The 25,475-nt window shown below is 59.6% G+C and carries 23 protein-coding genes and 2 pseudogenes; 12 read left to right on the forward strand and 13 right to left on the reverse strand.

Annotation, left to right across the window (positions count from 1 at the left end):
• Positions 1 to 419, forward strand: a pseudogene (locus RM533_RS02890) (DDE-type integrase/transposase/recombinase); the annotation flags it as partial.
• A gap of 618 nt (positions 420 to 1,037) precedes the next feature.
• On the opposite strand, the gene RM533_RS02895 reads toward RM533_RS02890, so the two are convergent.
• From RM533_RS02895 to RM533_RS02940, 10 genes and pseudogenes are all read right to left on the reverse strand, one after another.
• On the reverse strand, positions 1,038 to 2,672 hold the full coding sequence (locus RM533_RS02895; protein WP_311340149.1) for an MFS transporter: 1,635 nt from the start codon (positions 2,670 to 2,672) through the stop codon (positions 1,038 to 1,040).
• Complete coding sequence (locus RM533_RS02900) at positions 2,653 to 2,958, reverse strand: hypothetical protein (protein WP_311339714.1); 306 nt, start codon at positions 2,956 to 2,958, stop codon at positions 2,653 to 2,655. The genes RM533_RS02895 and RM533_RS02900 overlap by 20 nt, the downstream gene beginning before the upstream one ends.
• A complete protein-coding gene (locus tag RM533_RS02905; protein WP_311339715.1) occupies positions 2,955 to 3,218 on the reverse strand; it encodes a hypothetical protein in 264 nt (87 codons plus the stop codon). Before RM533_RS02905 ends, RM533_RS02900 begins: the two co-directional genes overlap by 4 nt.
• A 12-nt stretch (positions 3,219 to 3,230) precedes the next feature.
• The gene (locus tag RM533_RS02910) at positions 3,231 to 3,515 is read right to left on the reverse strand and encodes a hypothetical protein (protein WP_311339716.1); all 285 of its coding nucleotides are present in this window, start codon (positions 3,513 to 3,515) and stop codon (positions 3,231 to 3,233) included.
• Between the two features lie 142 nt (positions 3,516 to 3,657).
• Positions 3,658 to 3,848, reverse strand: a pseudogene (locus RM533_RS02915) (NAD(P)H:quinone oxidoreductase); the annotation flags it as partial.
• Positions 3,849 to 3,998: 150 nt separating this feature from the next.
• Positions 3,999 to 4,514: a single-stranded DNA-binding protein gene (gene ssb / locus RM533_RS02920; protein WP_311339717.1), complete on the reverse strand. Its 516-nt coding sequence runs from the start codon at positions 4,512 to 4,514 to the stop codon at positions 3,999 to 4,001.
• A gap of 15 nt (positions 4,515 to 4,529) precedes the next feature.
• Positions 4,530 to 6,380, reverse strand: a complete 1,851-nt coding sequence (gene feoB, locus RM533_RS02925; protein ID WP_311339718.1) for a ferrous iron transporter B — start codon at positions 6,378 to 6,380, stop codon at positions 4,530 to 4,532.
• Entirely contained in the window at positions 6,377 to 6,664 is a 288-nt protein-coding gene (locus RM533_RS02930) for a FeoA family protein (protein ID WP_311339719.1), read from the reverse strand. The genes feoB and RM533_RS02930 overlap by 4 nt, the downstream gene beginning before the upstream one ends.
• Positions 6,665 to 6,737: 73 nt before the next feature.
• Positions 6,738 to 7,397 carry a COQ9 family protein gene (locus RM533_RS02935; RefSeq protein ID WP_311339720.1) on the reverse strand — a complete coding sequence of 220 codons (660 nt, stop codon included), beginning with the start codon at positions 7,395 to 7,397 and terminating at the stop codon, positions 6,738 to 6,740.
• The gene (locus tag RM533_RS02940) at positions 7,397 to 8,002 is read right to left on the reverse strand and encodes an ankyrin repeat domain-containing protein (RefSeq protein WP_311339721.1); all 606 of its coding nucleotides are present in this window, start codon (positions 8,000 to 8,002) and stop codon (positions 7,397 to 7,399) included. Before RM533_RS02940 ends, RM533_RS02935 begins: the two co-directional genes overlap by 1 nt.
• A 112-nt stretch (positions 8,003 to 8,114) precedes the next feature.
• Here RM533_RS02940 and RM533_RS02945 point away from each other — a divergent pair, with 112 nt between their 5' ends.
• The 6 genes from RM533_RS02945 to RM533_RS02970 all read left to right on the forward strand — a co-directional run bounded on the left by RM533_RS02945 (position 8,115) and on the right by RM533_RS02970 (position 12,135).
• Positions 8,115 to 8,726 (forward strand): SCO family protein, encoded by a 612-nt coding sequence (locus RM533_RS02945; protein ID WP_311339722.1) that lies wholly within the window; start codon positions 8,115 to 8,117, stop codon positions 8,724 to 8,726.
• Positions 8,714 to 9,205, forward strand: a complete 492-nt coding sequence (locus tag RM533_RS02950; RefSeq protein WP_311339723.1) for a YcgN family cysteine cluster protein — start codon at positions 8,714 to 8,716, stop codon at positions 9,203 to 9,205. The genes RM533_RS02945 and RM533_RS02950 overlap by 13 nt, the downstream gene beginning before the upstream one ends.
• An 81-nt stretch (positions 9,206 to 9,286) precedes the next feature.
• Positions 9,287 to 9,979, forward strand: coding sequence for a M48 family metallopeptidase (locus tag RM533_RS02955; protein ID WP_311339724.1), 693 nt, complete (start codon positions 9,287 to 9,289; stop codon positions 9,977 to 9,979).
• A gap of 47 nt (positions 9,980 to 10,026) precedes the next feature.
• Complete coding sequence (locus RM533_RS02960; protein ID WP_311339725.1) at positions 10,027 to 10,518, forward strand: hypothetical protein; 492 nt, start codon at positions 10,027 to 10,029, stop codon at positions 10,516 to 10,518.
• A complete protein-coding gene (ribD, locus tag RM533_RS02965) occupies positions 10,508 to 11,527 on the forward strand; it encodes a bifunctional diaminohydroxyphosphoribosylaminopyrimidine deaminase/5-amino-6-(5-phosphoribosylamino)uracil reductase RibD (RefSeq protein WP_311339726.1) in 1,020 nt (339 codons plus the stop codon). The genes RM533_RS02960 and ribD overlap by 11 nt, the downstream gene beginning before the upstream one ends.
• A complete protein-coding gene (locus RM533_RS02970; RefSeq protein ID WP_311339727.1) occupies positions 11,512 to 12,135 on the forward strand; it encodes a riboflavin synthase in 624 nt (207 codons plus the stop codon). The genes ribD and RM533_RS02970 overlap by 16 nt, the downstream gene beginning before the upstream one ends.
• Before the next feature lie 3 nt (positions 12,136 to 12,138).
• Here RM533_RS02970 and RM533_RS02975 read toward each other — a convergent pair whose 3' ends face one another.
• From RM533_RS02975 to uvrA, 3 genes are all read right to left on the reverse strand, one after another.
• Entirely contained in the window at positions 12,139 to 13,311 is a 1,173-nt protein-coding gene (locus tag RM533_RS02975) for an amino acid aminotransferase (protein WP_432265027.1), read from the reverse strand.
• Positions 13,312 to 13,413: 102 nt separating this feature from the next.
• The gene (locus tag RM533_RS02980; protein ID WP_311339729.1) at positions 13,414 to 14,253 is read right to left on the reverse strand and encodes a DUF1134 domain-containing protein; all 840 of its coding nucleotides are present in this window, start codon (positions 14,251 to 14,253) and stop codon (positions 13,414 to 13,416) included.
• Between the two features lie 131 nt (positions 14,254 to 14,384).
• The gene (gene uvrA / locus RM533_RS02985; protein ID WP_311339730.1) at positions 14,385 to 17,306 is read right to left on the reverse strand and encodes an excinuclease ABC subunit UvrA; all 2,922 of its coding nucleotides are present in this window, start codon (positions 17,304 to 17,306) and stop codon (positions 14,385 to 14,387) included.
• 282 nt (positions 17,307 to 17,588) lie between these two features.
• On the opposite strand from uvrA, the gene thpR reads away from it, so the two are divergent.
• The 5 genes from thpR to RM533_RS03010 all read left to right on the forward strand — a co-directional run bounded on the left by thpR (position 17,589) and on the right by RM533_RS03010 (position 25,469).
• On the forward strand, positions 17,589 to 18,122 hold the full coding sequence (gene thpR, locus RM533_RS02990; protein WP_311339731.1) for an RNA 2',3'-cyclic phosphodiesterase: 534 nt from the start codon (positions 17,589 to 17,591) through the stop codon (positions 18,120 to 18,122).
• A 93-nt stretch (positions 18,123 to 18,215) separates the two neighbouring features.
• Positions 18,216 to 20,393, forward strand: a complete 2,178-nt coding sequence (locus RM533_RS02995; RefSeq protein ID WP_311339732.1) for a M3 family metallopeptidase — start codon at positions 18,216 to 18,218, stop codon at positions 20,391 to 20,393.
• Between the two features lie 261 nt (positions 20,394 to 20,654).
• The gene (gene mdh, locus RM533_RS03000; protein ID WP_311339733.1) at positions 20,655 to 21,617 is read left to right on the forward strand and encodes a malate dehydrogenase; all 963 of its coding nucleotides are present in this window, start codon (positions 20,655 to 20,657) and stop codon (positions 21,615 to 21,617) included.
• 33 nt (positions 21,618 to 21,650) lie between these two features.
• On the forward strand, positions 21,651 to 22,541 hold the full coding sequence (sucD, locus tag RM533_RS03005) for a succinate--CoA ligase subunit alpha (RefSeq protein WP_311339734.1): 891 nt from the start codon (positions 21,651 to 21,653) through the stop codon (positions 22,539 to 22,541).
• Positions 22,542 to 22,634: 93 nt separating this feature from the next.
• Positions 22,635 to 25,469 carry a 2-oxoglutarate dehydrogenase E1 component gene (locus tag RM533_RS03010; protein ID WP_311339735.1) on the forward strand — a complete coding sequence of 945 codons (2,835 nt, stop codon included), beginning with the start codon at positions 22,635 to 22,637 and terminating at the stop codon, positions 25,467 to 25,469.
• Positions 25,470 to 25,475 lie beyond the last annotated feature (6 nt).

The raw sequence follows: 25,475 nt of genomic DNA on the forward strand, positions 1-25,475 counted from the left end.
GAACGAGGCCGGCTATGGCTTGAACAATGGCTTGTGGATCCGCCTGCGGCCAGAGTACCCGGGGTATGTGTGGGCCTACGAGTTTGTCGCGGGGCGCACCCATGATGGTCGCAAGTTCCGCATCCTGGCCATCATCGACGAAGCCAGCCGTGAATGCATGGCGCTGGTCATGGCGCTCAGGCTTGAACATCAGGACGTGCTGGCGCTGGCTGACTTGTTCGTCTCTCAAGGTCCACCTGCGCAGATCAGGTCCGGAATTTATCGCTTCCGCCATGCAGGACTGGCTCGCCCGCATCGGGGTGAAGGCACGCTGCATCGCGCGGGGCGCGCCATAGGAGAACGGCCACCACGAAAGCTTCAAGGGCTTACTGCGGGATGAGCTGCTCATTCGCGGGATCTTCTACAGGCTTACTGAGGCGTAAGTCCTGATCAAGACCGGCCGCCGCCACTACGACACCGTCGGGCCGCACCACTCGGACAGGGCCGGTGAAAACCTCCATGGCAACGATCGTCATCGCTGTCACCGTCACATGGTAGCTCTTATAAGTCCGGGCCCTGATTTCTTGGCGTCACTCCAGAGATGCCAGTTCAAAATCTCGCACGCCTCCCTGCCCTTGGGCTTGTCCCTCAACGCCCGGTTCTGCCATCTTGTGCGAAGGGCTATTTCGATATTATCGGCATTGAACGACACCCGGAGTGCCGCTGGAATTGCCGCCGAAACATTTTCTTCTTTCCCAGCGAACGTCTGGATCGAGCAATGGTTCGGCATCCCTTGCCTTTGATGCAGGAATTAGAAGATCTGGCGACGCGATCTCAATCGCACTTGTCGGGCAAAGACACGAACACGTCGTTAATCAACAAATTGACTTTGCGAATTGACCTTTATCAAGTGTAGAACTGAACCACGCTTTTGTCGCAAGTAAGACCTTCTGCCAGCGTCACTGCAGCCAAGTTGGCGGACTTATCCCGCTACGCGGCAAATTCGCCGAAATGTTTGTGCGCTGCTTGCAAACAAAAGATCAACCTAACTAAACAACTTATCTCCGGCCAGACACCCAATGCTTAACCAGCGGAGCTTGCGAACCGCTGTGTAAAGCGGCGACCTGGAGTTGTTTCTGGCGATCTTCCTCCGACACGCGGGAATGGTGGCGCATGTGATCGGTCCATGACGGTTCGAACCAGCTCTCGATGAATTCATCTTCACCCTCTGCGTTTCGCAGCAGGCTCCAGCCATATCCCCCGCCTCGCAACCGGGATGCTCGCATATCTTTCATCGCTGCCATGAAGGCACCTTGTTCAGAGACTGCCACCTTGTAGACAACGTCGATCCTGACAGGACCGTCGGCAATCTGATCTTCCGCCATGAGAACCGGTTCGGGCCAGTGCGAAGATGGCGCAAGCGCTTCTACTGAGTAAGTTTTCAGTTTGACTGGCAAGGTGATGAGAGCGAACACCAACGCACCGCCCGCAGCCAACATCAGTGCTGTCTCAATTGAAGTGTGGGTCGCAATCTGCCCCCAGATCACGCTACCTGCCGACATCGAACCGAAAAACACGGTCAGGAACACGGCGAGGCCACGCGCGCGGACCCAATCGGGAAGCGCGGTCTGGGCTGCGACGTGGAGGCTGGAAAGAACTGCGATCCATGACAGGCCTGCCAAGGCTGCCGCTGCGAGCGCCAAGACCTGGCTGGACCCCAGGGAAAGGATAACCAGCACCAGGGAGGTGCCGACAGATCCCGCAAAGACTGTTCCCCCGATGCCAAACATGCGTTTGATGGCCGGCAGCACGAAAGCCCCAGAGACCGCGCCGGCACCCACGCTTCCCAACAACAGACCATAGAGCCCGGGGCCGCCAGTCAGCACGTCTTTGGCGATCAAAGGCAACATTGCCCAGAAAGCGCTGGCGAACAAAAAGAATGCAGCCGCACGGATCAGTGTCGCTTTCATTGGTTTCGAATTCAGAGTGTATTTAAGACCGGAGCGCATTGCCCCGAGAACCTGTTCGGCGGGAACCTGCTGGACCGCGCGTGGCGCCGGTGACCACCAGAACAGAGCGGCGATGATAACCAGAAATGAAACGGCGTTTACAGCGAAGGGCGAGGCCAGCCCCAGCCCGACGATCAGAACCCCTGCCAGCGCCGGTCCGATCGCACGGCTGACGTTGATGCCAACCGAATTAAGCGCGATCGCGCTACCGAGGTGCGGTGGATCGATCAGCTTTGGAACTATAGCCTGCCATACAGGCGCCATGAATGCCGCGCCCGTTCCCATGGCGAAGGTGAAGATCAGCAGCAGCGCGGGCGTCATCAATCCCAGATAGACAATGCCTGCAAGCAGGAGGGCGACTACGCTAAGGAACGTATTGGCGATCAGGAGCAACTTCCGTCGATCGACTATATCAGCCACTGCTCCCGCCAGGAGTGCGAACAGAAAGATCGGCAGCGTCGTTGCCGCTTGGACGGCCGCGACTATGGCCGGTGACGCGCTGAGTTCGGTCATCAGCCACCCGGCACCGACATCGTGCATCCACGTGCCGATATTGGAAATCACGGTTGCTACCCACAACACTGTAAAAGCAGGGAACCTGAACGGTGACCAGGGTGTGCCGGGCCCATCGCGATGTCCTGAAGTGGTGTTCTCGGGCATCGGATCAGACTGGCGTCGGCACATCTGGCACAAGAACAATGACGTACCACCCAAGGTTATTCTTGCCGATCGACAGGAATTCGGGGCTAATGAGCAGGATCAGCGCGTAATTATCACGTGCATTGAGCACCAGCAGTTTTGCGAGTGCCTGATTCATGCCGAGTTCCTGCAAATTGGCCGATACGTTAGTGCGTTCGGCACCATTGCTCTGCGCAAACGGACAGGAAAACACCATCTCGCCCAGATCATCGCAGCCTGAATCATTTGTCACTTCAAGTCCGCCCTTCTCACAGTGTTCGCGGGTTTTCATGATGCAGTCTGCTTTCCTGCACCTGGTACACCGCAAAAGAGAAACCGCCCAGCGCCTGGCGCATAAACGCGTTCTATGTTCCAATCGCTGATGGTCTCAGCGTGATCAATAATAAAGCGCGTCTTGAACAGCGTCTTGCCGTCGATCCGTTTGAAGACATTGAGGAGGCGTTCGATGCTTTCATCGGAAATTTCATGGATGCGGAACGGCCAATCATTCGTGGCCAAAAATTCCAAGACGCCCTGCAGTTCGTTTTTCATGGTGGGAGCGAGTCACGGTCGGGGCTGGAGTAAATTCTCGCAGTCCGCAGCCAAACAGGTCAGGTATTCGCCCGCCCCGTTCACCAGCAGCTTCACACCGCCGACGCCTAGTCCGGTCCTTGTCAACCAGCGTTCGAAATCATCCTTTTCCTCGCCCGCTGTCTGCACGAACAAATTGTAGGCAATCCAAACGGTCAGCAGATCACCTTTGCTCGGAGCATCAATGCCAATGGACTCGATTTCGTCACGATGGTCCTGACCGTGTTGACCGCCGCCGATGGTGCCACGGAGTTCCAATCTAAAGGCGTCGCTTCATCTGGCGCTTCAAGTTTTTGGAAAAAAGCTGCGCGGGCGGGAGTGCGGCGCCTCCCGCAAGAGGTAGACCTGTCCTGCGGTTTATTTCATGATCCTGTGAAGTAGAATCATCTTCGGTTTCTCGTCACACGGCAAGCTTTGCCGCAGTGCGGGCGACTTGCGCGCCGAGATAACGGGCACCGGCGAGATCTGGATCGGTCGGTTGCAGGCTGCCGTCGCCGCCGGCAATGGTGATGTACCATATGGCGAGCCGCCGCGCACGCTGCTGTTGTCCATCTGCTCCTGGAAGCCATAGTCCAGCCCGACGATGGTCATAATACAGTAATGGCGTCCTACAGTTACACCTGCGGGACGCCCCTACTCATTGTCAATGATGCCGATAAATTAGTTACGGTAGTTTTGCGGGAAGTCGTACAAGCTTTAGGCACTTACTCCAGGACGTTACAGATCCTCACCTACCCGGCATCAGAACGGAATATCGTCGTCCAAATCTTCGTAGCCGCCACCCGATCCACCGCTGGAGCCGCCACCCTGGTTCCAGTTGCCTGCCCCTCCGCCGCCTGACTGATCTGATGACCCCGATTGCCAGCCGCCGCCCGACCCGCCACCAGTACCGCCGTCAGCACCGCCTTGACGGCCATCAAGCATGGTCAGGGTGCCGCCAAATCCGCGCAATACAACTTCGGTCGAGTAACGATCGTTACCTGACTGATCCTGCCATTTGCGTGTCTGCAACTGACCTTCGACGTAGACCTTGCTGCCTTTGCGCAGGAAGCGTTCTGCAACGCTGACCAGGCCTTCGGAAAAGATGGCCACAGTGTGCCATTCGGTACGTTCCTGCCGCTGCCCTTCGCGATCCTTCCAGTTTTCCGTCGTCGCGATGCGCAGATTGCACACCTTGCCGCCGTTCTGAAAGCTGCGAACCTCGGGGTCGGCACCAAGATTGCCGATCAACATTACCTTGTTCAAACTGCCTGCCATGAATTCGATCCGTTCCTACAGCCCCGCCGCCACGGCGAGCCAATATGTGAGTCCTGCGAAGATATAGGCGAGGACGAACAGATACAGCAACATGAACCCGGGCCATTTCCACCCGTTCGTTTCGCGCTTGGCAACTGCGATCGTGGAGAGGCATTGCGGCGCAAAAACAAACCAGGCAAGAAACGCAAGCGCTGTCGGCAAGCTCCAGCGTGCGGACAGTTGGTCGGTAAGGGCGACGGCCGTTGCATCCTCGTCCTGCTGATCCACCGCATAAGTCGTTGCAAGCGATGCCACTGCCACCTCGCGTGCAGCCATCGCCGGGATCAGCGCCAGAGCAATATCGCGATTGAATCCGATTGGCTCCACGACCACGGCGAGGCCATCTGCAATCTTCCCGGCAACGGATGCGTCCACCTGACTTTCACCAGGCTCTGCTTGCGGGAAACTGAGCAGCAGCCACAGGAGAAATGTTGCGGCAAAAATGATCGTGCCTGCGCGCCGCAAAAAAATCCACGCCCGCTGCCACAGCCCAAGCATCAGGTCCTTCAGCCTCGGCCATTGATAGCGCGGCAACTCCATGATGAACCCGCTGGCGTCGCCTTTTGTGACGCTGCGCCTCAACACCAGTGCGACGATCATTGCTCCGGCAATGCCGGCTACATACAATCCGAACAGCACCAGCCCTTGCAGACCCACGCCCAAGCCCACGCTGCGTGCCGGGATGAAGGCTGCGATGATGACTGCATAGACCGGCAACCGCGCAGAGCAGGTCATCAACGGCGCAATGAGAATGGTCGTCAGCCGGTCCTTGGGGTCGGAAATGGAACGCGTGGCCATGATCCCGGGGATGGCACAGGCAAAGCTTGACAGCAGCGGGATAAAGCTGCGGCCGGACAGTCCGACGCCTGCCATCATCCGGTCCATCAGGAATGCTGCGCGCGCCATGTATCCGGTCGATTCCATCAGCAGGATGAAAAAGAAGAGAATGACGATCTGCGGCAGGAAGACGACGACTGAACCCACGCCTGCGAGCACACCTTCGGTAATGGCGTCGCGGATCAGTCCCTTGGGCATCACCTCCGTCACGCCGCTGGAAAGAGCGGCGATCGCGCTCTCTATGGCATCTGCAAACGGCGCTGCCCATGCGAACACTGCCTGAAACACTATGAACAGGAGTGCAAAGAGAATGAGCGGCCCGGTCCAGGGGTTGAGCAGCACCTTGTCCAGCCCGCGATGCATCCTGCGGGTGCGCGTCTGCGAGACAATCGCGGCCCTGGCGATGGCTTGGGCAGTAACGCGCCGTTCCGTCATTGTGACATCGGTCGGCAGGACTGGCGCCTCGCGCGGTCGCTCGATCTGGTCAGCAAGAGCAGCCAGCAAGGCATCAAGGCCGCGCCCCCTTACTGCCACTGTCTCGACCACCGGGACGCCGACAGCCTGTGCCATGGCTTGCGGATCGAGGACCAGGCCGTCACGTTCGGCCAGATCGACCATATTGAGTGCGATCACCACCGGCAGGCCAATGGCGATCGCCTCCTGGGCGAACACCAGGTGCTGTTGCAGATTTGCAGCATCAACCACCACGATGAGCGCGTCCGGACGGCGCTGACCCGGCTGGTCTCCGGTCAGCACGTCACGGGTAACTGCCTCATCCGGGCTCGACGGATCGAGCGAATAGCTGCCTGGCAGATCGAGCAGTTCCACCGGTTCGCCATTGTGCAGGCTCATGCGACCTGCCTTGCGCTCCACTGTCACGCCGGGATAGTTTGCGATTTTCTGACGGGCGCCAGTCAATGCATTGAACAGAGCGCTCTTGCCGCAATTGGGATTGCCGGCAAGCGCCACCACGCGAATGGGTCTGGTCATGGCCTCGCCTCTGCGTCAACATCCTCGACCAGTATCGCCAGCGCATGAACCCTGCGCAAGGCGATCGTCATGCGGCCGATCTCGACCGCAAGCGGATCCCGCCCTGCAAAGATACCGCGGTAGGCAAGCTTCAGGCTGGCACCGGGTTCGATGCCCAGCGCATGCAACCTGCGCGCTTCCTCGCTGGCCAGCGCGTCCCAATCTACCGATCTGATCCGAACCGTTGTGCCCAGCGGACAATCTGCCAAAGTGTTCCGCTCTTCGTGCAAGACATGTTTGCGCATGTTGCGCCGGTCGCACACTCCTCGCGCCATTGCAACTGGTTCTCAATACCTGTTGGTCAGACGTACCCCGCCGCTAGATCGCCGGATAACGCAGGCGGCCAAGCAATCTGGTGACGCTGAACCGCTCCATACCGGGTTTCAGCAAGCTGGCTTTCGTCTTCTCGAACTGCATGACATCATCGATCCGCCGGTCGAGAAAGGCATGGGTTTCCCCTTGGCCCTCGCTGTCGTCATTGACGAACACCGACAAGGTCGCGGCATAGATCGACGCAAGGATCGCCCGCTTGCTGTAATGATTGTAATCGGTTGCCCGATCTCCGGCCATGCGCCACATCAGATCCGCGCTTCGCCATCCCAGCCTGAGCGATCTGCGGATGTTGCCGGGCAGTAGCATGACGGCGATGGCCCTGCGTACAGCTTCACGTTGAGGCAGCGCGGCTTCCAGACGAAATAGGACCAGCGTGCGGATTCGCTCCCGGATCTTCATCGACGCAAGTTCAACCGGGTCGAGCGATTCGGCCATGCGGCGATCAATAGACGCGGTCCACGCCGCGATCATGTCCATCGCTCCATCAGGAAAAGCCAGACGCGCTACATCGGCATCCACGCCCTCCAGCTGCGCTGCAGTCGCCAGTGCCTGTTCACCCCAACCATCGAATATTGCAGCATCGGCAAGCGCAGGCGCCAAGGCGATCGCAAGTTCTTCAAGCGTCAGATTTTCAGCATCGATCATCAAAGCACCGGTCCATAAGTTGCCTGCGTTCCTGCCTTGCGGTCGTCGCTTTCGATCGCGGCGAGTACGGGATTGTCGCGGCCGGCCAGCAGTGCATAATTGCGGGCACTGCGTCCTGAACTGTCAGCGCGATCGGGATCGGCTCCATTGGCGAGCAATATCTGCGCCAGCTTCGCATCGCGCAGATGCGTTGCAACGATCAGCGGCGTCTCACCTGTAACATTGGTTTCGTTCATGTTGGCACCAGCCTTGGCCAGCGCCTCGACCCCATCTAGAAACTGCAGCGAAGATGCCATTTCCAGCGGCGTCACTCCTTTATTGTCGCGGATGTTGGGATCTGCACCCTTGTCGAGAAGGAAGCGCAGCCATGTCAGATCCCGCCTTGCAACGACGTAGTGCAAGGCGCCTTCGCCGTTTCCTACATCACGCGCGTTGATCAACGTGCTTCCAGGCTCGTTCAGCGCTGAAACCGCAGCGTCGCCGTCGCGCTTCTTGACCGCTTCGAGAAACTTGTAGCCAGCCGAAAACTGCGCCAGCGCCGGTGTCGCTGCAAGGAGCAATGCTCCTCCCAACCCGAGATAGATGGTCTTGCCTGGCCCGTTCAACGTGCAGCGCCCCTGTTCTTGCGTATCTGTATCGGTCGTGTTCGCGCATCACAGGATACGCACGCCGGAAGATGGATGCAATTGCCTCTTGCGCAAGCAGCTTTACGCAGACATGAAACGACGCGTCATGCCTTCGCGCCCTGCCCATGCCCTTGCCCTGATGCTGACTTTGGCGTTGCCACTTGCCGCCTGCAGCGAAACGCCGCGCGAAGAGGCTCCGCTTGCCGGCGCCACCATCGGCGGCGACTTTGCCCTTGTCGGGGAGGATGGTCGCACGGTCCGCTGGTCAGATTTTGACGGTCAATGGCGGATCGTCTATTTCGGCTACACCTTCTGCCCGGACGTCTGCCCTGTTGATGCGCAGGCGATCGGACAAGGTCTTCGCCAGTTCGAAGCGCAGTCGCCAGATCTTGGCCGATCAATCACGCCGATTTTCATCACTATCGATCCTGATCGCGATACCCCAGAGGTGGTGGGCGAATTCGCAGGCAATTTCCACCCGCGCATGGTTGGCCTGACTGGAGGCGCAGATGAAATCGCTGCGGTTGCAAAGCTGTTTGCTGTCTACGCCAACAAGGGAGCAGAAACATCGAACGGCGGCTATCTGATGGATCACAGCCGGGCTGCCATGTTGTTTGATCCGGAAGGCCGGCCGGTGGCCTTGTTGCCATCGGAACAAGGCGGCACGGCAGTCGCGCAGGAACTTGCCCGGTGGGTGCATTGACTGACAAAAGTTGCGCTGCGACGCCTTTCTGGGAAAAGCCGCTTGAAGACCTCTCCCAAGGTGAGTGGGAAGCCCTGTGCGACGGTTGCGGCAATTGCTGCCTCCACAAGCTTGAAGATGCCGATACCGGCGCTGTCTATGCCACCGATGTGGCGTGCCGTCTGCTTGATACAGCGACGGCGCAGTGCACCGATTACGCAAACCGCAAGGCAATGGTCCCTGACTGCATCCGTCTGACGCGGGCTACCGCAGGAACTTTGTCGTGGCTTCCCCAAACATGTGCCTATCGTCTGCGCGCCAGGGGAGAAAGCCTGCCGCACTGGCATTACCTCGTTTGCGGAGATCGCGATGCAGTCGTTCGCGAAGGCGTGTCAGTCGCCGGACGGGTGATATCAGAAAATGATGCCGGGCCGATCGAGGAACATGTCATGATCGACGGGTTCGATCTCGTTCGGGCGGGCGATCGGGACGATTGTTGATGATCCATGTCGGTACGCGCGGGACTTGAGCAATTCCTGGCCAGGCGTCGTCCCGCACAGGCGTCCGGCATGGGCGAATTGATGACGCGAATCTCTGTGGGTGCAGACATCGTGCCGATGCGAATACGCCATCACCCCACCGCTCGTCAGATTACTCTGCGACTTTCACCTGATGGCTCTGAAGCGCGTGTTTCTCTGCCTCGCTGGGCTGCGTTGCGTGATGGCGAAGAATTTGCCCGCAGCCGCGTCGGCTGGATAGCGGACCAACTGCGCCGTTTGCCGAAACGTGAGGATCTCGTTGACGGCAGCTTTATCCCTTACCGCGGCACTTTGCTGCAATTATGCTGGGACGAAAGGCGGGATCGGCGACCAGTACGCAATGGCCAGGCGCTCGAGTGCGGCGGCGCGGAGCAATCTCTCGGCAGCCGCATCCGCTGCTGGCTGCGCACAGAAGCATCGATGGTGATGCAGGCCGACTTGGTGCATTTCTGCAAGGCAGTCGATCGCCAGGCCACTGCCATAAAGCTCAGCGAGGCGCGCAGCCGCTGGGGAAGCTGTGCGGCGGATGGCACCATCCGTCTCAACTGGCGGCTGATCATGGCGCCCGATCACGTCCGGCGATGTGTGGTGGCGCATGAAGTTGCACATCTGGTGCATTTCAATCATTCAGCCGCTTTTCATTCCCTCCACGGCCTTATCCTGAGCGATGATCCTGCGGCAGCCAACCTGTGGCTCAAGAAGCATGGCCGCACGCTCCATGTGCCGTTTGGCTGATCATGGCTCTGGCGCAAGCGGGCAACAGCGCTTATCTGTGACGCCGCATGGCATCGACATCCACAGGTTTTTCGCGACTCCTTGTCCTTTTCAATCCCTTGCGGGCAGGAAGGGACCTGCGTGATGTCTGGAAGCAGGAGACGCCGCACCGCTGGCGCTTCCTTGCACTGTCGGCTGCGGTGACTTTCTGCATTTTTGGTGTCATGTTCCAGGAGCAATACGTCGTCGAGCCGCGATCGCCGACGGTTACGTACATCGACACTTTCGAGCCAGGACGCAGCGATGCCGAGATCATCGCCTCCAACATCGAGAATCAGAAACGCAAGGATGCGTTGCTGGCGCAGCGTGCCGAACGCGAAGCGCAGATCCGCGAACGTTACGAGGTGGTCGGACGGGTTTCCGGCATAGACGTGGAGGAAGCGCGCCAACGCGGCATCCGCGAGCGCGCCGAGCAGGCACAGCGGGTCGAAGAAGCCCGCCGTCGCGCAATTGAACGTGCCGGGCAAAATATCAGCCAACCTTCCGCGAATGATCAATAGCCAGCATCCAGCGCCGATGCCCAACGACTACATCCGCACCGACGATACCTGGTTGGCTGCTGCTGCACGGCTTGCGCGGCGTGCACGCCCGCTCAGCCGGCCCAACCCTGCTGTCGGATGTATGATCGTCCGCCAGGATCGTGTCGTCGGGCGCGGCTGGACGCAGGTGGGCGGACGTCCTCACGCAGAAGCGGTTGCGCTCGCCCAAGCAGGATCCGCGGCCGGATACGCGACTGTCTATGTCACGCTTGAACCATGCGCGCATGAGAACGGACGCGGGCCCTCCTGCACGGAGCTTCTCATCAAGGCACAGGTGGCGCGGGTCGTCATCGGGTGCTGCGACCCCGATCCACGCACCGCGGGCCGAGGCATTGCGGCGCTGCGGACTGCCGGCATGGAAGTCGAGGTGCTGCACTGTGCAGCAAGCCGCCAATCGCTTGCAGGATATCTGTCGCGCGTTGAACGGCAGCGCCCTTTTGTGACTTTGAAGCTGGCTTTGTCGATCGACGGCTGCCTTGCCATGGCGGACAGGAGCAGTCGATGGATCACAGGCGAAGCAGCGCGGGCACACACTCATGGCGAGCGCGCGCGTCACGATGCGATTCTGATCGGTCGCGGCACGCTGCTGGCGGACCAACCCACGCTGGATGTGCGATTGCTGGGACTGGAAAGGCAGTCACCGGAACGTTGGCTGCTGACTCGTGGGCAGGCTCCGGCAGGATGGCAGGCATTGCATGATCCGGCTGATCTTTCGGTGATGCTGCCGGCGCAATATCTGATGGTGGAAGGCGGCGCAGCCACTGCCGCTGCCTTCCTGCGTGCCGATGTCGTTGACCGTCTCTTGATCTATCGGGCCCCGATCATCATTGGCGGCGGCATGCCGGGGATTGGCGACATCGGCCTTGGCTCCCTTGCCGCTGCGCATGGCTGTTGGCGCATGACAGACCGGCAGGCACTTGGCAGCGATCATCTTGAGGTATACGGGCGCATGTCATGTTTACCGGCATAACCACCGCCATCGGCACCGTCAGCAAGGTATCCCGCAACGCTGGAGATACGCGACTTGTCATCACCCAGTCAGCAAGCGCACGGGATCTCCAGATTGGCGCCTCTATTGCCTGCTCGGGCGTATGCCTGACGGTGGTTGACCTGGCTGACACGGCTGATGACAGCTGGTTTGCAGTGGATGTGTCGGATGAAACCCTGTCACGCACCGCGGAAGGGCAATGGCAAGCTGGAGCCATGCTGAACCTGGAACGGGCATTGAAGCTGGGCGATGAGCTTGGCGGTCACATCGTCACAGGGCACGTGGATGCAGTGGGCAATGTCACCAGGAAGGAACTGCGCGCAGGATCAATCCATCTCGAGATCGATGTTCCTGCGGCAATTTCCCCGTTCGTCGCTGCCAAGGGTTCAGTCACTGTTGACGGTGTATCTTTGACCGTCAACGAGGTTGCCGACAATGCAGATGGCAGTGCGCGGTTCTCGCTCAACATCATCCCCCATACCGCCGCTGTAACCACCTTGGGCGATAAAGAGGTGGGCGATCAGCTCAACATCGAAATAGATGTCCTTGCCCGCTATTTGCAACGCATGCAGATGCTGCGCGCAGGCTGACTGTCACCCGGTCACATCCGCGACGGCGCCGATGAAGTTGTCAATGTTGCCAAGGGTCAGCCCTGCAATGTTGATGCGGCCCGATCCTGCCATGTAAACACCATGGCGTTCGCGCAAGGCGACAATCTGCTCGCTGGCGAGCGGCAGCATCGAGAACAATCCATTCTGCTGCGCCAGCGGTGCCATGTCGATGGTCCCGACGATGCCGGCAGCGGCAAGGACGCCGCGCACCTCGTGCATCCGCTTGCGCATGGAGGCAAGTTCGTCGCGCCAGTCGGCACGCAGTTGCTCATCCTTGAGGACCTCCCGGACCGCAGAGGCGCCATGGTCCGGCGGCATGGACCAGGTCGCCCGCGCGATGGAAGCTGCATTCGACATGATGCGTGCCAGGCCCGCCTCGTCCGCAGCCTGCACGTAAAGCGCGCCGACCCTGTCCCTGTAGAGGCCGAAGTTCTTGTCGCAGCTGTATGCCAGAAGCGCCTCTGGCACTGCTTGCATTACTGTGCGGACGCCTTGCGCATCCTCTTCTAGCCCTTCACCCAAGCCCTGATAGGCAAGGTCCAGGATCGGCAGCAGGCTCTTGCTCGCGATCAGTCCGGCAATCTCCTGCCATTGTTCCTGCGTATAATCGATGCCGGTAGGATTGTGGCAGCATCCGTGGAGCAGCACCGCGTCTCCTGCATCTGCCGCCGCGATTGCTGCTCTGAGCGCATCCATATCGGGACGACCCTCACGAGCGTGACCAAACGAGACCAGGGGCACGCCAAGATCGTCCATGATCTGCGCATGATTGGGCCAGCTTGGCACTCCCATCAGGATTTTTGCGACGCCCGCTGCCTTGGCAAGTGCTACGGCCAGCCGCACGCCACCTGTTCCACCTGGTGTCTGCATGCCGGCGATGTTCGTGCTGCTCGCCAGACTTGCCCCGAAGATGATCGGCTTCAGGCTCTCGACAAACTCCATGCAGCCTTCGGGGCCGAGATACGCCTTCGATTGCTGTTCTTCCACCAGCCGGCGTTCCGCGTGCTTGATTGCGCTGAATACCGGTGTTGCGCCTTTGTCGGTGCGGTAGACGCCAACGCCAAGGTCGATCTTGGCTGCCCGATCGTCCGCCGCATACATCTTGATCAGCGCGAGCAGCGCATCGGGAGCCTGTTGCGGAAGTTCGGCCAGCATTTCTTTTCCTGTCAGCATGTGTTTACCTGAGCGAAGGTGCGCTCATGCAGATGTTCAGGCGCGCGGGCAAGTCCGGTGGCCGGCAAAAAGGACCGCAACCGGTCAGAACGGGAGCCAGCGCTGTTTCTTGGAGAAGCGCAGATAGCCTGCGTTCACTCCAAGACGAACACCGACGCCAAGCCGCACGGGAATCATGACAATGTCGCCCTTGCGCACATAGCTGGCATTGAACCCGCCTATGGCATAGGCTTGGCCCTCGCCTGCAGGAAAGCGGGTGTACAGATCCTCGCTGTCCCAGAGATTGTAAACAAGAATGAACGTGGAGCCTGCGTTTGCGCCTGCGTCGAGACCAACCGATGGCCCGGTCCAGAACACCCGCTTGTCGCCCTCGACCGCGTGGTGCAACGTGCCTTCGCCATAGCGTATGCCGACCGCCAGCGCGCCGCCCGCCTCACGCCCGCTGATGTAGGCGCTGGGTTCGCCCTGTTCGTGCAGGATGTCCTCGATCAGCTTGGCCAGCCCCTCGGCTCCCTTGCCAAAGGCGCGCTCTGCCGCGCCAAGCACCTGGTCTCGCTGGTAAGTCGCCGATTGTGTGCTTGAAACAGGCGGCGGCGATGGAGCTTGCGGCTGAGACGCAGGGGCAGCGTATGGAGCAGGCTGCTGAACTGGCGCTGCATAGGGTTGTGCATACGGATCCGGCGGCAGGAGGTCACGGTCCTGAGCAGCAGGTTCGGCAACCGGCGCATAGGGATCTCCGCTGATCTGCCCGTCGACGGCTGGCAATTCGGCATTGCGCGACAGATCGCCGTCGATGGCCGCGTTGGGATCGACTTTACGCACCTGCGCTCCGGCAGGCAGGGAACTGCTGGCCAGTATTGCCAACGCGGTCATGCCTGCCGTCCAAGCCCGCGCGTTCAGCGCCAATCCTACCACTTTGCTCATGCCTGCAATCCTTGCCCATCGCGCTTGTGCGGTGCAATTAACGGTTCCTGCACGCAGCGTCACCGGCAAAAGACAGGCAACATCATTAAAAAACGATGAACGGTTCCCGGGCGACAAGGCTGCCGACGTTGTCAGTCGAGCAGCTTGGCGAGATAGCTGCCGGTGAAGCTGCGCGGATCTTTTGCCACCTGCTCGGGTGTGCCGAAAGCGACGATTTCGCCGCCTTTGACGCCGCCTTCCGGTCCCAGATCAACGATCCAGTCGGCGGTCTTGATGACATCCAGGTTATGTTCGATCACCACTATGGAATTGCCCTGTACGACCAGCCTTTGCAGCACCTCGAGCAATTTGCGCACGTCTTCGAAATGCAGGCCGGTCGTGGGTTCATCAAGGATATAAAGCGTCTGTCCGGTCGACCGGCGCGAAAGCTCCTTGGCGAGTTTCACGCGCTGCGCCTCGCCGCCCGACAGGGTCGTCGCCTGCTGCCCCACCTTGACGTAGCCCAGCCCCACTTCGTTGAGCATGTGCATGCGGTCGCGGATCGGCGGCACGTTTTCGAAGAACACCTCGGCGTCCTCGATCGTCATGTCGAGCACATCGGCGATCGACATGCCCTTGAACCGCACCTCCAGCGTTTCGCGATTGTAACGCTTGCCGCCGCATTCCTCGCATGTGACGTAGACATCGGGCAGGAAGTGCATCTCGATCTTGATGAGGCCATCGCCCTGACACGCCTCACACCGGCCACCCTTGACGTTGAAGCTGAAGCGGCCCGGCTTGTACCCCCTCGCCTGCGCTTCGGGCAATCCGGCGAACCAGTCGCGGATGTTGGTAAATGCGCCGGTGTAAGTGGCAGGATTGGATCGCGGAGTGCGGCCGATGGGCGACTGGTCGATTTCGATCACCTTGTCGCAATTGTCGAGGCCGGTGATCTTGTCATGCGCGCCGGCGATGACCCGCGCACCGTTCAAAGCGCGGGCCGCTCCGGCATAGAGCGTGTCGATGGTGAAGCTTGATTTGCCCGACCCCGATACCCCGGTGATGCAGGTGAAGGTGCCAAGCGGAATGGATGCGGTCACGTCCTTCAGATTATTGGCCCGGGCGCCATGCACCGTGATCTTCTTGCCATTGCCCTTGCGGCGCTTGGCCGGAATGGGAATGGCCCTGCTGCCGTTCAGATATTGTGCAGTCAGCGATTTCTTGGATTTCAGCACCTGCTTCAACGTGCCTTCGGCAACGATCTCACCGCCATGCACGCCGGCGCCCGGCCCAAGATCCACCACGTAATCGGCCGCGCGGATCGCGTCCTCGTCATGTTCGACGACAATGACGGTGTTGCCCAGATTGCGCAGCCGCTTCAGCGTTTCGAGCAAGCGATCATTGTCTCGCTGGTGCAGCCCGATGCTGGGTTCGTCCAGCACGTAAAGCACGCCCGACAGGCCGCTGCCGATCTGGCTGGCGAGCCGGATGCGCTGGCTTTCACCACCCGACAGTGTACCCGAAGTGCGGTCGAGCGTCAGGTAATCGAGGCCGACATTGTCGAGAAACCCGATGCGTTCGTTGATCTCCTTCAGGATGGAGCTGGCGATCTGCGCCTGTTGATCCGTCAGCTTGGCCGACAAGGTCGTGAACCATTCCAGCGCGGCGGCCACCGACAGCCGGACCGGGCCTGAAATGCTTTCACCCGCCACCTTGACGCTCAACGCCTCAGGCTTGAGCCGGGCGCCATGGCAGGTCTCGCAAGCCTGCGCCGTCTGATATCGCGACAATTCCTCACGCATCCATGCACTGTCGGTTTGCAGCATCCGGCGGTTGAGATTGCCGATCACCCCTTCGAACGCCTTGTTGACGGTATAGCTTTTGCGTCCGTCCTTGAAGGTCAGCGGCACCGCCTTGCCCTTCGTGCCGAACAGGATGGTATCGCGCACCTCTTCGGGCAATTCGATCCATGGCGTCGCAAGATCGAAGCTATATTCCGTCGCCAGGCTGGACAGCACCTGCATGTAATAAGGCGAAGGCGGATTGGACTTCGCCCAGGGAACGACCGCGCCCTTTTTTAACGACAGATGTTCGTTCGGCACTACCAATTGCGGGTCGAACAGCAGCTTTTCCCCCAATCCGTCGCAAGCCGGACAAGCACCCTGCGGTGCGTTGAAGGAAAACAGCCGCGGCTCCACCGCCTCGACCGTGAACCCGGATACAGGACAGGCGAAGCGTTCGGAAAACACGATCCGGTTCGGCGGCAGACCTGCGCCTTTCAGCTGGCCGCCAGTCATATTGCCGGACGCGCCTGCCGCATCGCCGGCATCCGCCTCGCGCCCCGGCACGACGCCATCGGCAAGATCAACATAGGCAAGACCATCCGCCAGTTTCAGCGCCGTTTCGAAACTGTCGGCCAGCCGCGTTTCGATCCCTTCGCGCACCGCGAGGCGATCGACGACAACCTCGATGTCGTGCTTGTACTTCTTGTCGAGCTTGGGCGCTTCGGCGATCTCGTGGATCTCGCCGTCGATGCGCACGCGGGTAAAGCCCGCCTTCTGCCACTCCGCCAGTTCCCGACGATATTCGCCCTTGCGGCCGCGGGCCACGGGAGCAAGCAGGTAAAGGCGCGTTCCTTCGGGCAACGCCATGACCCGGTCCACCATGTTGGACACCGTCTGCGCCTCGATCGGCAGACCGGTTGCGGGGCTGTAGGGCACCCCCACCCGCGCCCACAACAAGCGCATGTAATCGTAGATTTCCGTCACCGTCGCCACGGTCGAACGCGGATTGCGCGAGGTGGTCTTCTGCTCAATGGAAATGGCAGGAGAGAGCCCGTCGATATGTTCAACATCGGGCTTCTGCATCATTTCCAGAAACTGCCGTGCATAGGCGCTCAGGCTCTCGACATAACGGCGCTGCCCCTCGGCATAGATGGTGTCAAAGGCGAGGCTCGACTTGCCGGAGCCTGACAGGCCGGTGATCACGATCAGCGCATCACGCGGCAGATCAATGTCGATGCCTTTGAGGTTGTGTTCGCGCGCGCCGCGCACGGAAATCTTGGTCAGGGACATGGAAAGATGGGGTTTCCGATGAGGAATAAGACAGTGCGCGCAGGTCAGATTGCCCTTGTAGCACTCTGAATTGCGCAATCGGCGATTTGGCTAACACACCATCACGATGCCCGCACTGCGCATCTGCCATGGAAAGCCAGCAGCAATGTGGGATTGGACGCGTGCTTTGCAATCCTTTCACCCGTGCAGCGATGTTCTCTGCCGATGTTCTCTGATGATCATACGGGGCAGAGCTACGCATCAGCCTTGCAGCAAAGGATGCTTCCTACCTATTTATATGCGATGCACAGGATCTTCATCGGTATTGCGCCGCCACCGCAGGTCTGCGGCATGCTGGTGGATGCCATGCACGGAATCGAACATGCCCGTTGGCAAACGTCGGAGCAGTTGCATTGTACGCTCTGCTATGTCGGAGAGATCGTTGCGCCGCTTGCCAACGATCTTGCTGACGCGTTGGGCACCATCCGGCAACCTCCCTTCAAGCTGCTGATCGATGGGGTGGGGCATTTCACCCGCAAGGATCATCCATCGGCTGTCTATGCTGCAATTTCGGGTGACGCAGGGCTGGAAGCGCTCCGACGCAAGGTTAACGCCGCCTGCCGGAGCTGCGGCATTGTCCCGGATGCCCGTCGGTTCATTCCACATGTAACTCTTGCTCGCCTCAACCGTTCGTCAGGTCCGATCGGACCTTTTCTGTCAGTGCAAGCCCGGCTGGCGAGCGAGCCGTTCGCAGTGAATGCGTTCACGCTCTACGAAAGTCATCTGGGGAACGCAGGATCATTTTACGAGCCGGTGCTGCGCTATGCGTTGCGGTGAAGCAGTAGCGTTTGAAACCGGTTTTCTTTGCGATCGCCATGCTGTTCAGGCAAGGGAGGCTGCAATGTGCATTAATGATGAAGGAGCAATGCGTTGGATAATTTGCGGAACAGGGCAGGACTGCTTGCTGGCGTGGCAGCCATGCTGGCGCTGGGCGGATGCACCACGATGAACGACACAGGCCGGCCCGATGTGCTGGCGACGGCTGCTCTGCCTGAAGCCAGCGGCGTCTTTGCCACTCCCTCCACCCTCGCGTTTCAGGCGCCGGACTTCACGCAGATCCAGACCGGCGACTTCATGCCTGGCTTCGAGGAGGGAATGGCGATTCACAGCGCCGAAGTGGCAGCGATCGCCAACAATCGCGCGCGTCCGGATTTCGAGAATACCATCGTCGCGCTTGAAGATTCCGGCGAAATGCTGGGCCGCGTATCGACGGTGTTCTTCGCTCTTACAGGAGCAGATACCACCGATGCTCTCGATGCGATCGAGAACGAGATCAGCCCGCGCCTGTCTGCGCATTACGATGCCATCTATCTGAACGACAATCTCTTTCAGAAGGTCAAGGATGTCTACGATCGTCGAGCCACGATGAACCTTGACACCGATGACGCCGCTTTGCTGCAGGAAACCTATGATCAGTTCGTGCATGCAGGCGCCATGCTGTCGCCAGCCGACAAGGAGGCGCTGAAGGACATCAACACGCAGGTTTCGACGCTTACCACCCAGTTTGGGCAGATGGTCACAGCCGGTACCAACGATGCCACCCTGTTCGTTACTGACGCAGCCAGCCTTGCCGGGATGAGCGATGCGCAGCTTGCCGCCGCTGCCAAGGCAGCGTCCGACAGGGGTCGTGCGGGGCAATACGCGCTCGTGCTTCAGAACACCACGCAGCAGCCGCAGCTTTCCAGCCTGGCTGATCGCGAGACGCGACGCGCATTGTTCGAACGCAGCGTCAATCGCAACTCGCTCGGCGATGCCAACGACACGCGTAACATAGTGCTGCAGCTTGCCAGGCTGCGTGCGCAAAAGGCCGGTCTGTTCGGCGAACGCAATTTTGCCGAATGGCAGATGTACGACCGCATGGTCGAAAGCCCCGAAGCTGCGGTTGAATTCATGCGCGGGCTTGCTCCGGCCACTGCACAGGCACAGGCGCGCGAAGCTGCTGCACTCGAGGCTATGATAAAGTCCGAAGGCGGCAGTTTTGCCGTCGAGCCGTGGGATTGGAACTATTACTCGGAGAAAGTCCGAAAAGCCAAGTACGATCTCGATGAAACCGAGATCAAGCCATATTTTGAAATGACCCGCGTGCTTGAAGATGGTGTGTTCTATGCTGCCAACCAGCTCTACGGACTGAACTTCCGGCGCCGGGACGACATGCCTGTCTACAACACCGATGTCAGCGTCTATACCGTCTTCGACCGTGACGGTTCGGAACTTGGCCTGTTCTACTTCGATCCTTATCAGCGCGACAGCAAGCGCGGCGGGGCCTGGATGTCCAACTTTGTCGATCAGTCGCACCGCGATGAAACAAAGCCTGTCATTTACAATGTGCTCAACATCCCCAAACCAGCTGCCGGCGAGCCGACCTTGGTAAGCTTTGATGAAGTGGAAACAATGTTCCACGAATTCGGGCACGCCTTGCATGGTTTCTTTGCAGATCAGCGATATGCGTCGATGTCAGGTACCGCAGTAGCGCGAGATTTCGTGGAGTTCCCTTCCCAGGCCAACGAGAAATGGGCAACCGAACCGCGCATTCTTGCAAATTATGCCAAGCACTATCAGACCGGCGCACCCATTCCGCAAGACCTGCTGGTGAAGATCGACCGTGCTTCCAAGTTCAATCAGGGTTTTGCGTTGGGTGAGACGCTGGCAGCAGCAATGCTCGACATGGATTGGCACCTGCTTGTGCCGGCCCAGGTGCCCAGCGACATGGATGCATTCGAGACGCGCGCCTTGAAGGCAACCGGTCTTCATGCAGGCAAGGTGCCGCCGCGCTATAAATCGCCCTACTTCCGGCACGTGTTCGGCGGCAGCTCCTACAGCGCCGGTTATCATGCTTACTTGTGGACCGAAATGCTGGCGCACAACGTCAACGAATGGTTCGACAAGAATGGCGGACTTACCCGCGCCAATGGCGATCGTTACCGGGATGTAATCCTCTCTCGCGGAGGAACGCTTGATTATGGTGACGCTTTCCGCACGCTGACCGGTCACGATCCGAAGGTCGAGCCATTGCTGAACGCGCGCGGGCTTGCCGGTGACGTCCAGTAGCTGAGTTTGCCATGATGGTCCAATAGACGACCATTGAAGCAGCGCGGTTGCAGGGCGATCCACAGCTCGTCCTGCAACCGCTGCGTTCATGCAGCCGATATTGCGAACAATTAGCAGAGCGCGGCAATCTTCGGCTTTTGACGGTTGCAATCGTACATTTAGAGGCCTAGCAAACCGCCACCGGGTCGCGCTGCCGCTTTTAGTGCTCTGTCATGGCGCACGGAGGCCACGGTCCGCAAACCGAAGAGGAATTGTGATCTGATGGCTCGAAAGAAAATCGCCCTGATCGGCGCCGGGATGATCGGCGGCACGCTCGCGCATCTGGCAGCAATGAGAGAAATGGGCGACGTGGTCCTGTTCGACATTGCCGAAGGAATGCCAGCGGGCAAGGCGCTGGATATTTCGCAGGCCGCCCCGGTCGACGGCTTTGATTCCACACTCAAGGGTACCAGCGACTACGCGGATATCGCGGGCGCGGACGTCATCATCGTCACTGCCGGTGTTCCGCGCAAGGCTGGCATGAGCCGTGATGACCTGCTTGGGATCAACCTCAAGGTCATGGGCGCGGTCGGCGCGGGCATCAAGGCGCATGCTCCCGATGCTTTTGTAATCTGCATTACCAATCCGCTTGATGCGATGGTGTGGGCTTTACGCGAATATTCGGGTCTGCCTCCCCACATGGTCGTCGGCATGGCCGGTGTGCTGGACAGCGCCCGTTTCCGCCGCTTTCTTGCCGATGAATTCGACGTATCGGTGGAGGATGTCACAGCCTTCGTGCTTGGCGGCCATGGCGACACGATGGTGCCGGTAATCGAGTATTCGACTGTCGCTGGCATCCCGGTGCCTGACCTGATCAAGATGGGTTGGTCAACGCAGGAAAAGATCGACGCGATTGTCGATCGCACGCGCAAGGGCGGCGGCGAGATTGTCGGCCTGCTCGGCAATGGCTCGGCGTTCTACGCGCCTGCCACAAGCGCAATCATGATGGCCGAGAGTTTCCTCAAGGACAAGAAGCGGGTTCTGCCTGCTGCTGCCAATCTGACCGGGCAGTATGGCGTTGATGATCTTTACGTCGGCGTGCCGGTAGTCATCGGTGAGAACGGCGTGGAGCGGATTGTCGAAATTGCGCTGAACGACCAGGCGAAGGCCAATTTCCAGACCAGCGTCGACGCGGTCAAGGAACTGCTCGACGCCTGCCGGAAAATCGACGCAAAGCTTGGCTGAGCCACATTGTTTCACCCGCAAGGGAGGTTTTGAATGTCCATATTGGTAGACAAGAACACGAAGGTCATCACGCAAGGGATGACTGGATCGACCGGCACTTTCCACACCCAGCAGGCGCTGGACTATGGAACGAAGATGGTCGCTGGCGTCACTCCCGGTAAAGGCGGTACGCAGCACATCGGACTTCCCAATTACAACACCGTGGCCGAGGCGAAAGCTGCTACGGGCGCCACTGCTTCTTGCATCTACGTTCCGCCGCCGTTCGCCGCCGACTCCATTCTGGAGGCGATCGACGCGGGGATGGAACTCATCGTGACGATTACCGAAGGCATTCCGGTGCTTGACATGGTGCGCGTTAAGCGGGCGCTGCAAGGGTCCGGGTCGCGCCTCATTGGCCCCAACTGCCCTGGTGTGCTGACACCTGGCGAATGCAAGATCGGCATCATGCCGGGAAGCATCTTCAAGAAGGGCTCGGTTGGCGTCGTCTCCCGCTCGGGCACTTTGACGTATGAGGCAGTGCATCAGACCACTGCGGTTGGGCTAGGGCAGACCACGGCGGTTGGCATCGGTGGCGACCCGGTGAACGGCACCAACTTCATTGATGTGCTTGAGCTGTTCATGGCCGACGATGAAACAAAGTCGATCATAATGATTGGCGAAATCGGCGGATTGGCGGAGGAGGAGGCTGCGCAGTTCATCAAGGATGAGGCAAAGCGCGGTCGTAGAAAGCCCATGGTCGGCTTTATTGCAGGCCGCACGGCGCCTCCCGGCCGGCGGATGGGTCATGCCGGCGCCATTGTGTCGGGTGGACAGGGCGGCGCCGAGGACAAGATCGCGGCAATGGAAGAGGCTGGCATTCGCGTTTCACCATCTCCGTCGCTCCTTGGCGAGACTCTCGATGGATTGCTGAAGGAAAACGCCTGAAGCAAAGCGCTCCGGGTGGCAGGATTACTCCGCCATCCGGCCAATGCCGATGGATTAGAGCCGGTCATTTTCGGCGCGTGCGGGTGAAGCGTGATGGGTAACGAGAAGCAGTCCATTGTTCCCGACCTGGAATGGGATGGTCCGCAGGCTGGCCCGTCATGGCAGCGTGACGCCTGGCCGCTGTCCGGAGATGGCGCCTTTGACGATCTGACAGAAGCTCTTGATCCCACGCGCATGAAGATTGCCGTACGCGCCGCGGCCCGGCGCAAGGGCAGTCCGGTTGATGAAGGCGCGGTTCAGGCAGCGGCAGATGCTTCTGTTCGCGCAATGCTCTTGCTGCGGACTTACCGGGTGCGTGGGCACCTGGCCGCCGATCTCGATCCGCTGAACCTCGCCCAGCGAGATCTGCCCGATGACCTTACCCCGCAATATCACGGATTTTCGGGCAAGGATCTTGACAACCCTGTCTATATTGGCGGCAATTTGGGTCTGGAATGGACGACCGTCCGCGAGATGGTCGAGATCCTGCGTGCAAATTACTGCGGCAAGATCGGCCTTGAATACATGCATATCTCCGACGTGGAGGAGCGGCGCTTCCTTCAGGAGAAGTTTGAAGGCATTGACAAGACGATAGATTTTACTGTCGATGGTCAGCGTGCAATCCTGTCGGCGGTGATCCGGGCGGAGCAGTACGAGAAGTTCCTCGGCAAGAAATACGTTGGCACGAAGCGGTTTGGTCTCGACGGCGGCGAGTCGATGATCCCGGCGCTTGAATCGGTCATCAAATATGGCGGGCAGATGGGTGTTCGCGATATTGTCTATGGCATGGCGCATCGCGGCCGGTTGAACGTGCTCGCCAATGTAATGGGCAAGCCGTACAAGGTTATCTTTCACGAATTCTCCGGCGGCAGCGCTAATCCGGAGGACGTTGGCGGCTCCGGCGATGTGAAATACCATCTCGGCACCAGCACCGACCGGGATTTCGATGGCATTTCGGTGCACATGAGTCTGGTGCCCAACCCTTCTCACCTCGAGGCGGTGGATCCCGTTGTGCTTGGCAAGGTGCGGGCGCAGCAGACTTTTCGCGACGACATTGGCGAAGGACGGCATCAGCAGGTCCTGCCCGTGCTGATCCATGGCGACGCTGCTTTTGCGGGTCAGGGCATAGTGTGGGAATGCCTCGGCTTTTCGGATATTCGCGGTTACAACACCGGCGGCTGCATCCATTTCATCATCAACAACCAGATCGGGTTCACGACCAGCCCGCAATTCGCACGCTCCTCCCCCTACCCGTCTGATGTGGCAAAAGGGGTGATGGCGCCAATCCTGCACGTGAATGGCGATGATCCCGAAGCAGTGACATTCTGCTGCAAACTCGCCATTGAATACCGGCAGCGGTTTGGCCGCGACATTGTCATCGACATGTGGTGCTACCGCCGGTTCGGGCACAATGAAGGCGATGAGCCCAGCTTCACGCAGCCATTGATGTATCAGGCGATCCGCAAGCATCCGCCGATATCGTCAATCTACAGCCAGCGTCTTGTTGAACAAGGCGTAATAGACGATGCCTGGATGAAGGACCAGGAAAACAGTTTTGTCGACCTGCTCGAGGAGCAGTTCTCTGCCGCCGCGGATTACCAGGCGAATGATGCCGACTGGTTCGCCGGACGCTGGACAGGACTTGCGAAGCCCGCTGATCCGGAAACATCGCGCCGCAATGTCGAAAGCGGCATTTCCGGCAAGCTGTTCGACAGCCTTGGTCGGACGCTGACGACAGTTCCCGACACGCTGGAGATACATCGCACCCTTGGCCGTGTGCTGGATACAAAGCGGGAAATGTTCGACGGCGGCACCGGCTTCGACTGGGCCACGGCAGAGGCGCTGGGGTTCGGATCATTGCTGGCCGAAGGGTTCAGCGTGCGGTTGTCCGGACAGGATTCGGGGCGTGGCACATTCTCGCAGCGGCATGCCGCATGGATAGATCAGCGCACCGAGGAAAAGTACATCCCCTTGTGTCACGTGCCGCACGGCCGCTTCGAGGTGTATGACAGCCCGCTTTCGGAATATGGCGTTCTGGGCTTCGAATATGGTTACGCTCTCGCCGATCCGAAGTCGCTGGTCTTGTGGGAAGCGCAGTTCGGCGATTTCGCCAATGGCGCGCAGATCATGATCGATCAATTCATCGCGTCGGGAGAAGCGAAATGGCTTCGCGCTAACGGCCTGGTTCTTTTGCTGCCCCATGGTTATGAAGGTCAGGGACCAGAGCACAGCTCAGCCAGGCTGGAGCGGTTTCTGCAGCTTTGCGCTGGTGACAATATCCAGGTCTGCAACATTACCTCGCCGGCAAATTACTTTCATGTCCTGCGCCGCCAGATGCTGCGATCATTCCGCAAGCCGCTGATCATCATGACCCCCAAGTCGCTGCTGCGTCATCCGATGGCCCGCTCCATGCGGGACGAGTTTCTGGACGACAGCCATTTTCGTCGCATCTTTTCCGACACGGCTGACATTGCAGATGAAAAGATCAAGCGGCTTGTATTGTGCTCCGGCAAAGTCGCTTACGATCTCATCGAGGCACGCGATGGTGCCGGACAGCAGGACACCACGATCGTACGGCTCGAGCAGCTTTACCCCTTCCCCGGAGAGCCTCTGGCGCGGCGGATCGGCCGGATGAAGAACCTCGAGGAGGTCGTCTGGTGTCAGGAAGAACCGCGCAACAACGGCGCATGGTTCTTTGTCGAAAGCCATATCGAACATGCACTGGCCGAAGCCGAATCCGCCGTGCGCCGGCCTCGTTATGCCGGACGGCAGCCCGCCGCTTCGCCGGCCACGGGGCTTGCCTCACGTCATGCAAAGCAGCAGGCGGCATTGATATCTGACGCTCTTGGCCTTTCGGTCGAGGATGAGATCCAGCGGCGCAAGCCCTAAATCAGC

Source organism: Croceicoccus esteveae, assembly GCF_031846435.1.
GTDB lineage: Bacteria > Pseudomonadota > Alphaproteobacteria > Sphingomonadales > Sphingomonadaceae > Croceicoccus > Croceicoccus esteveae.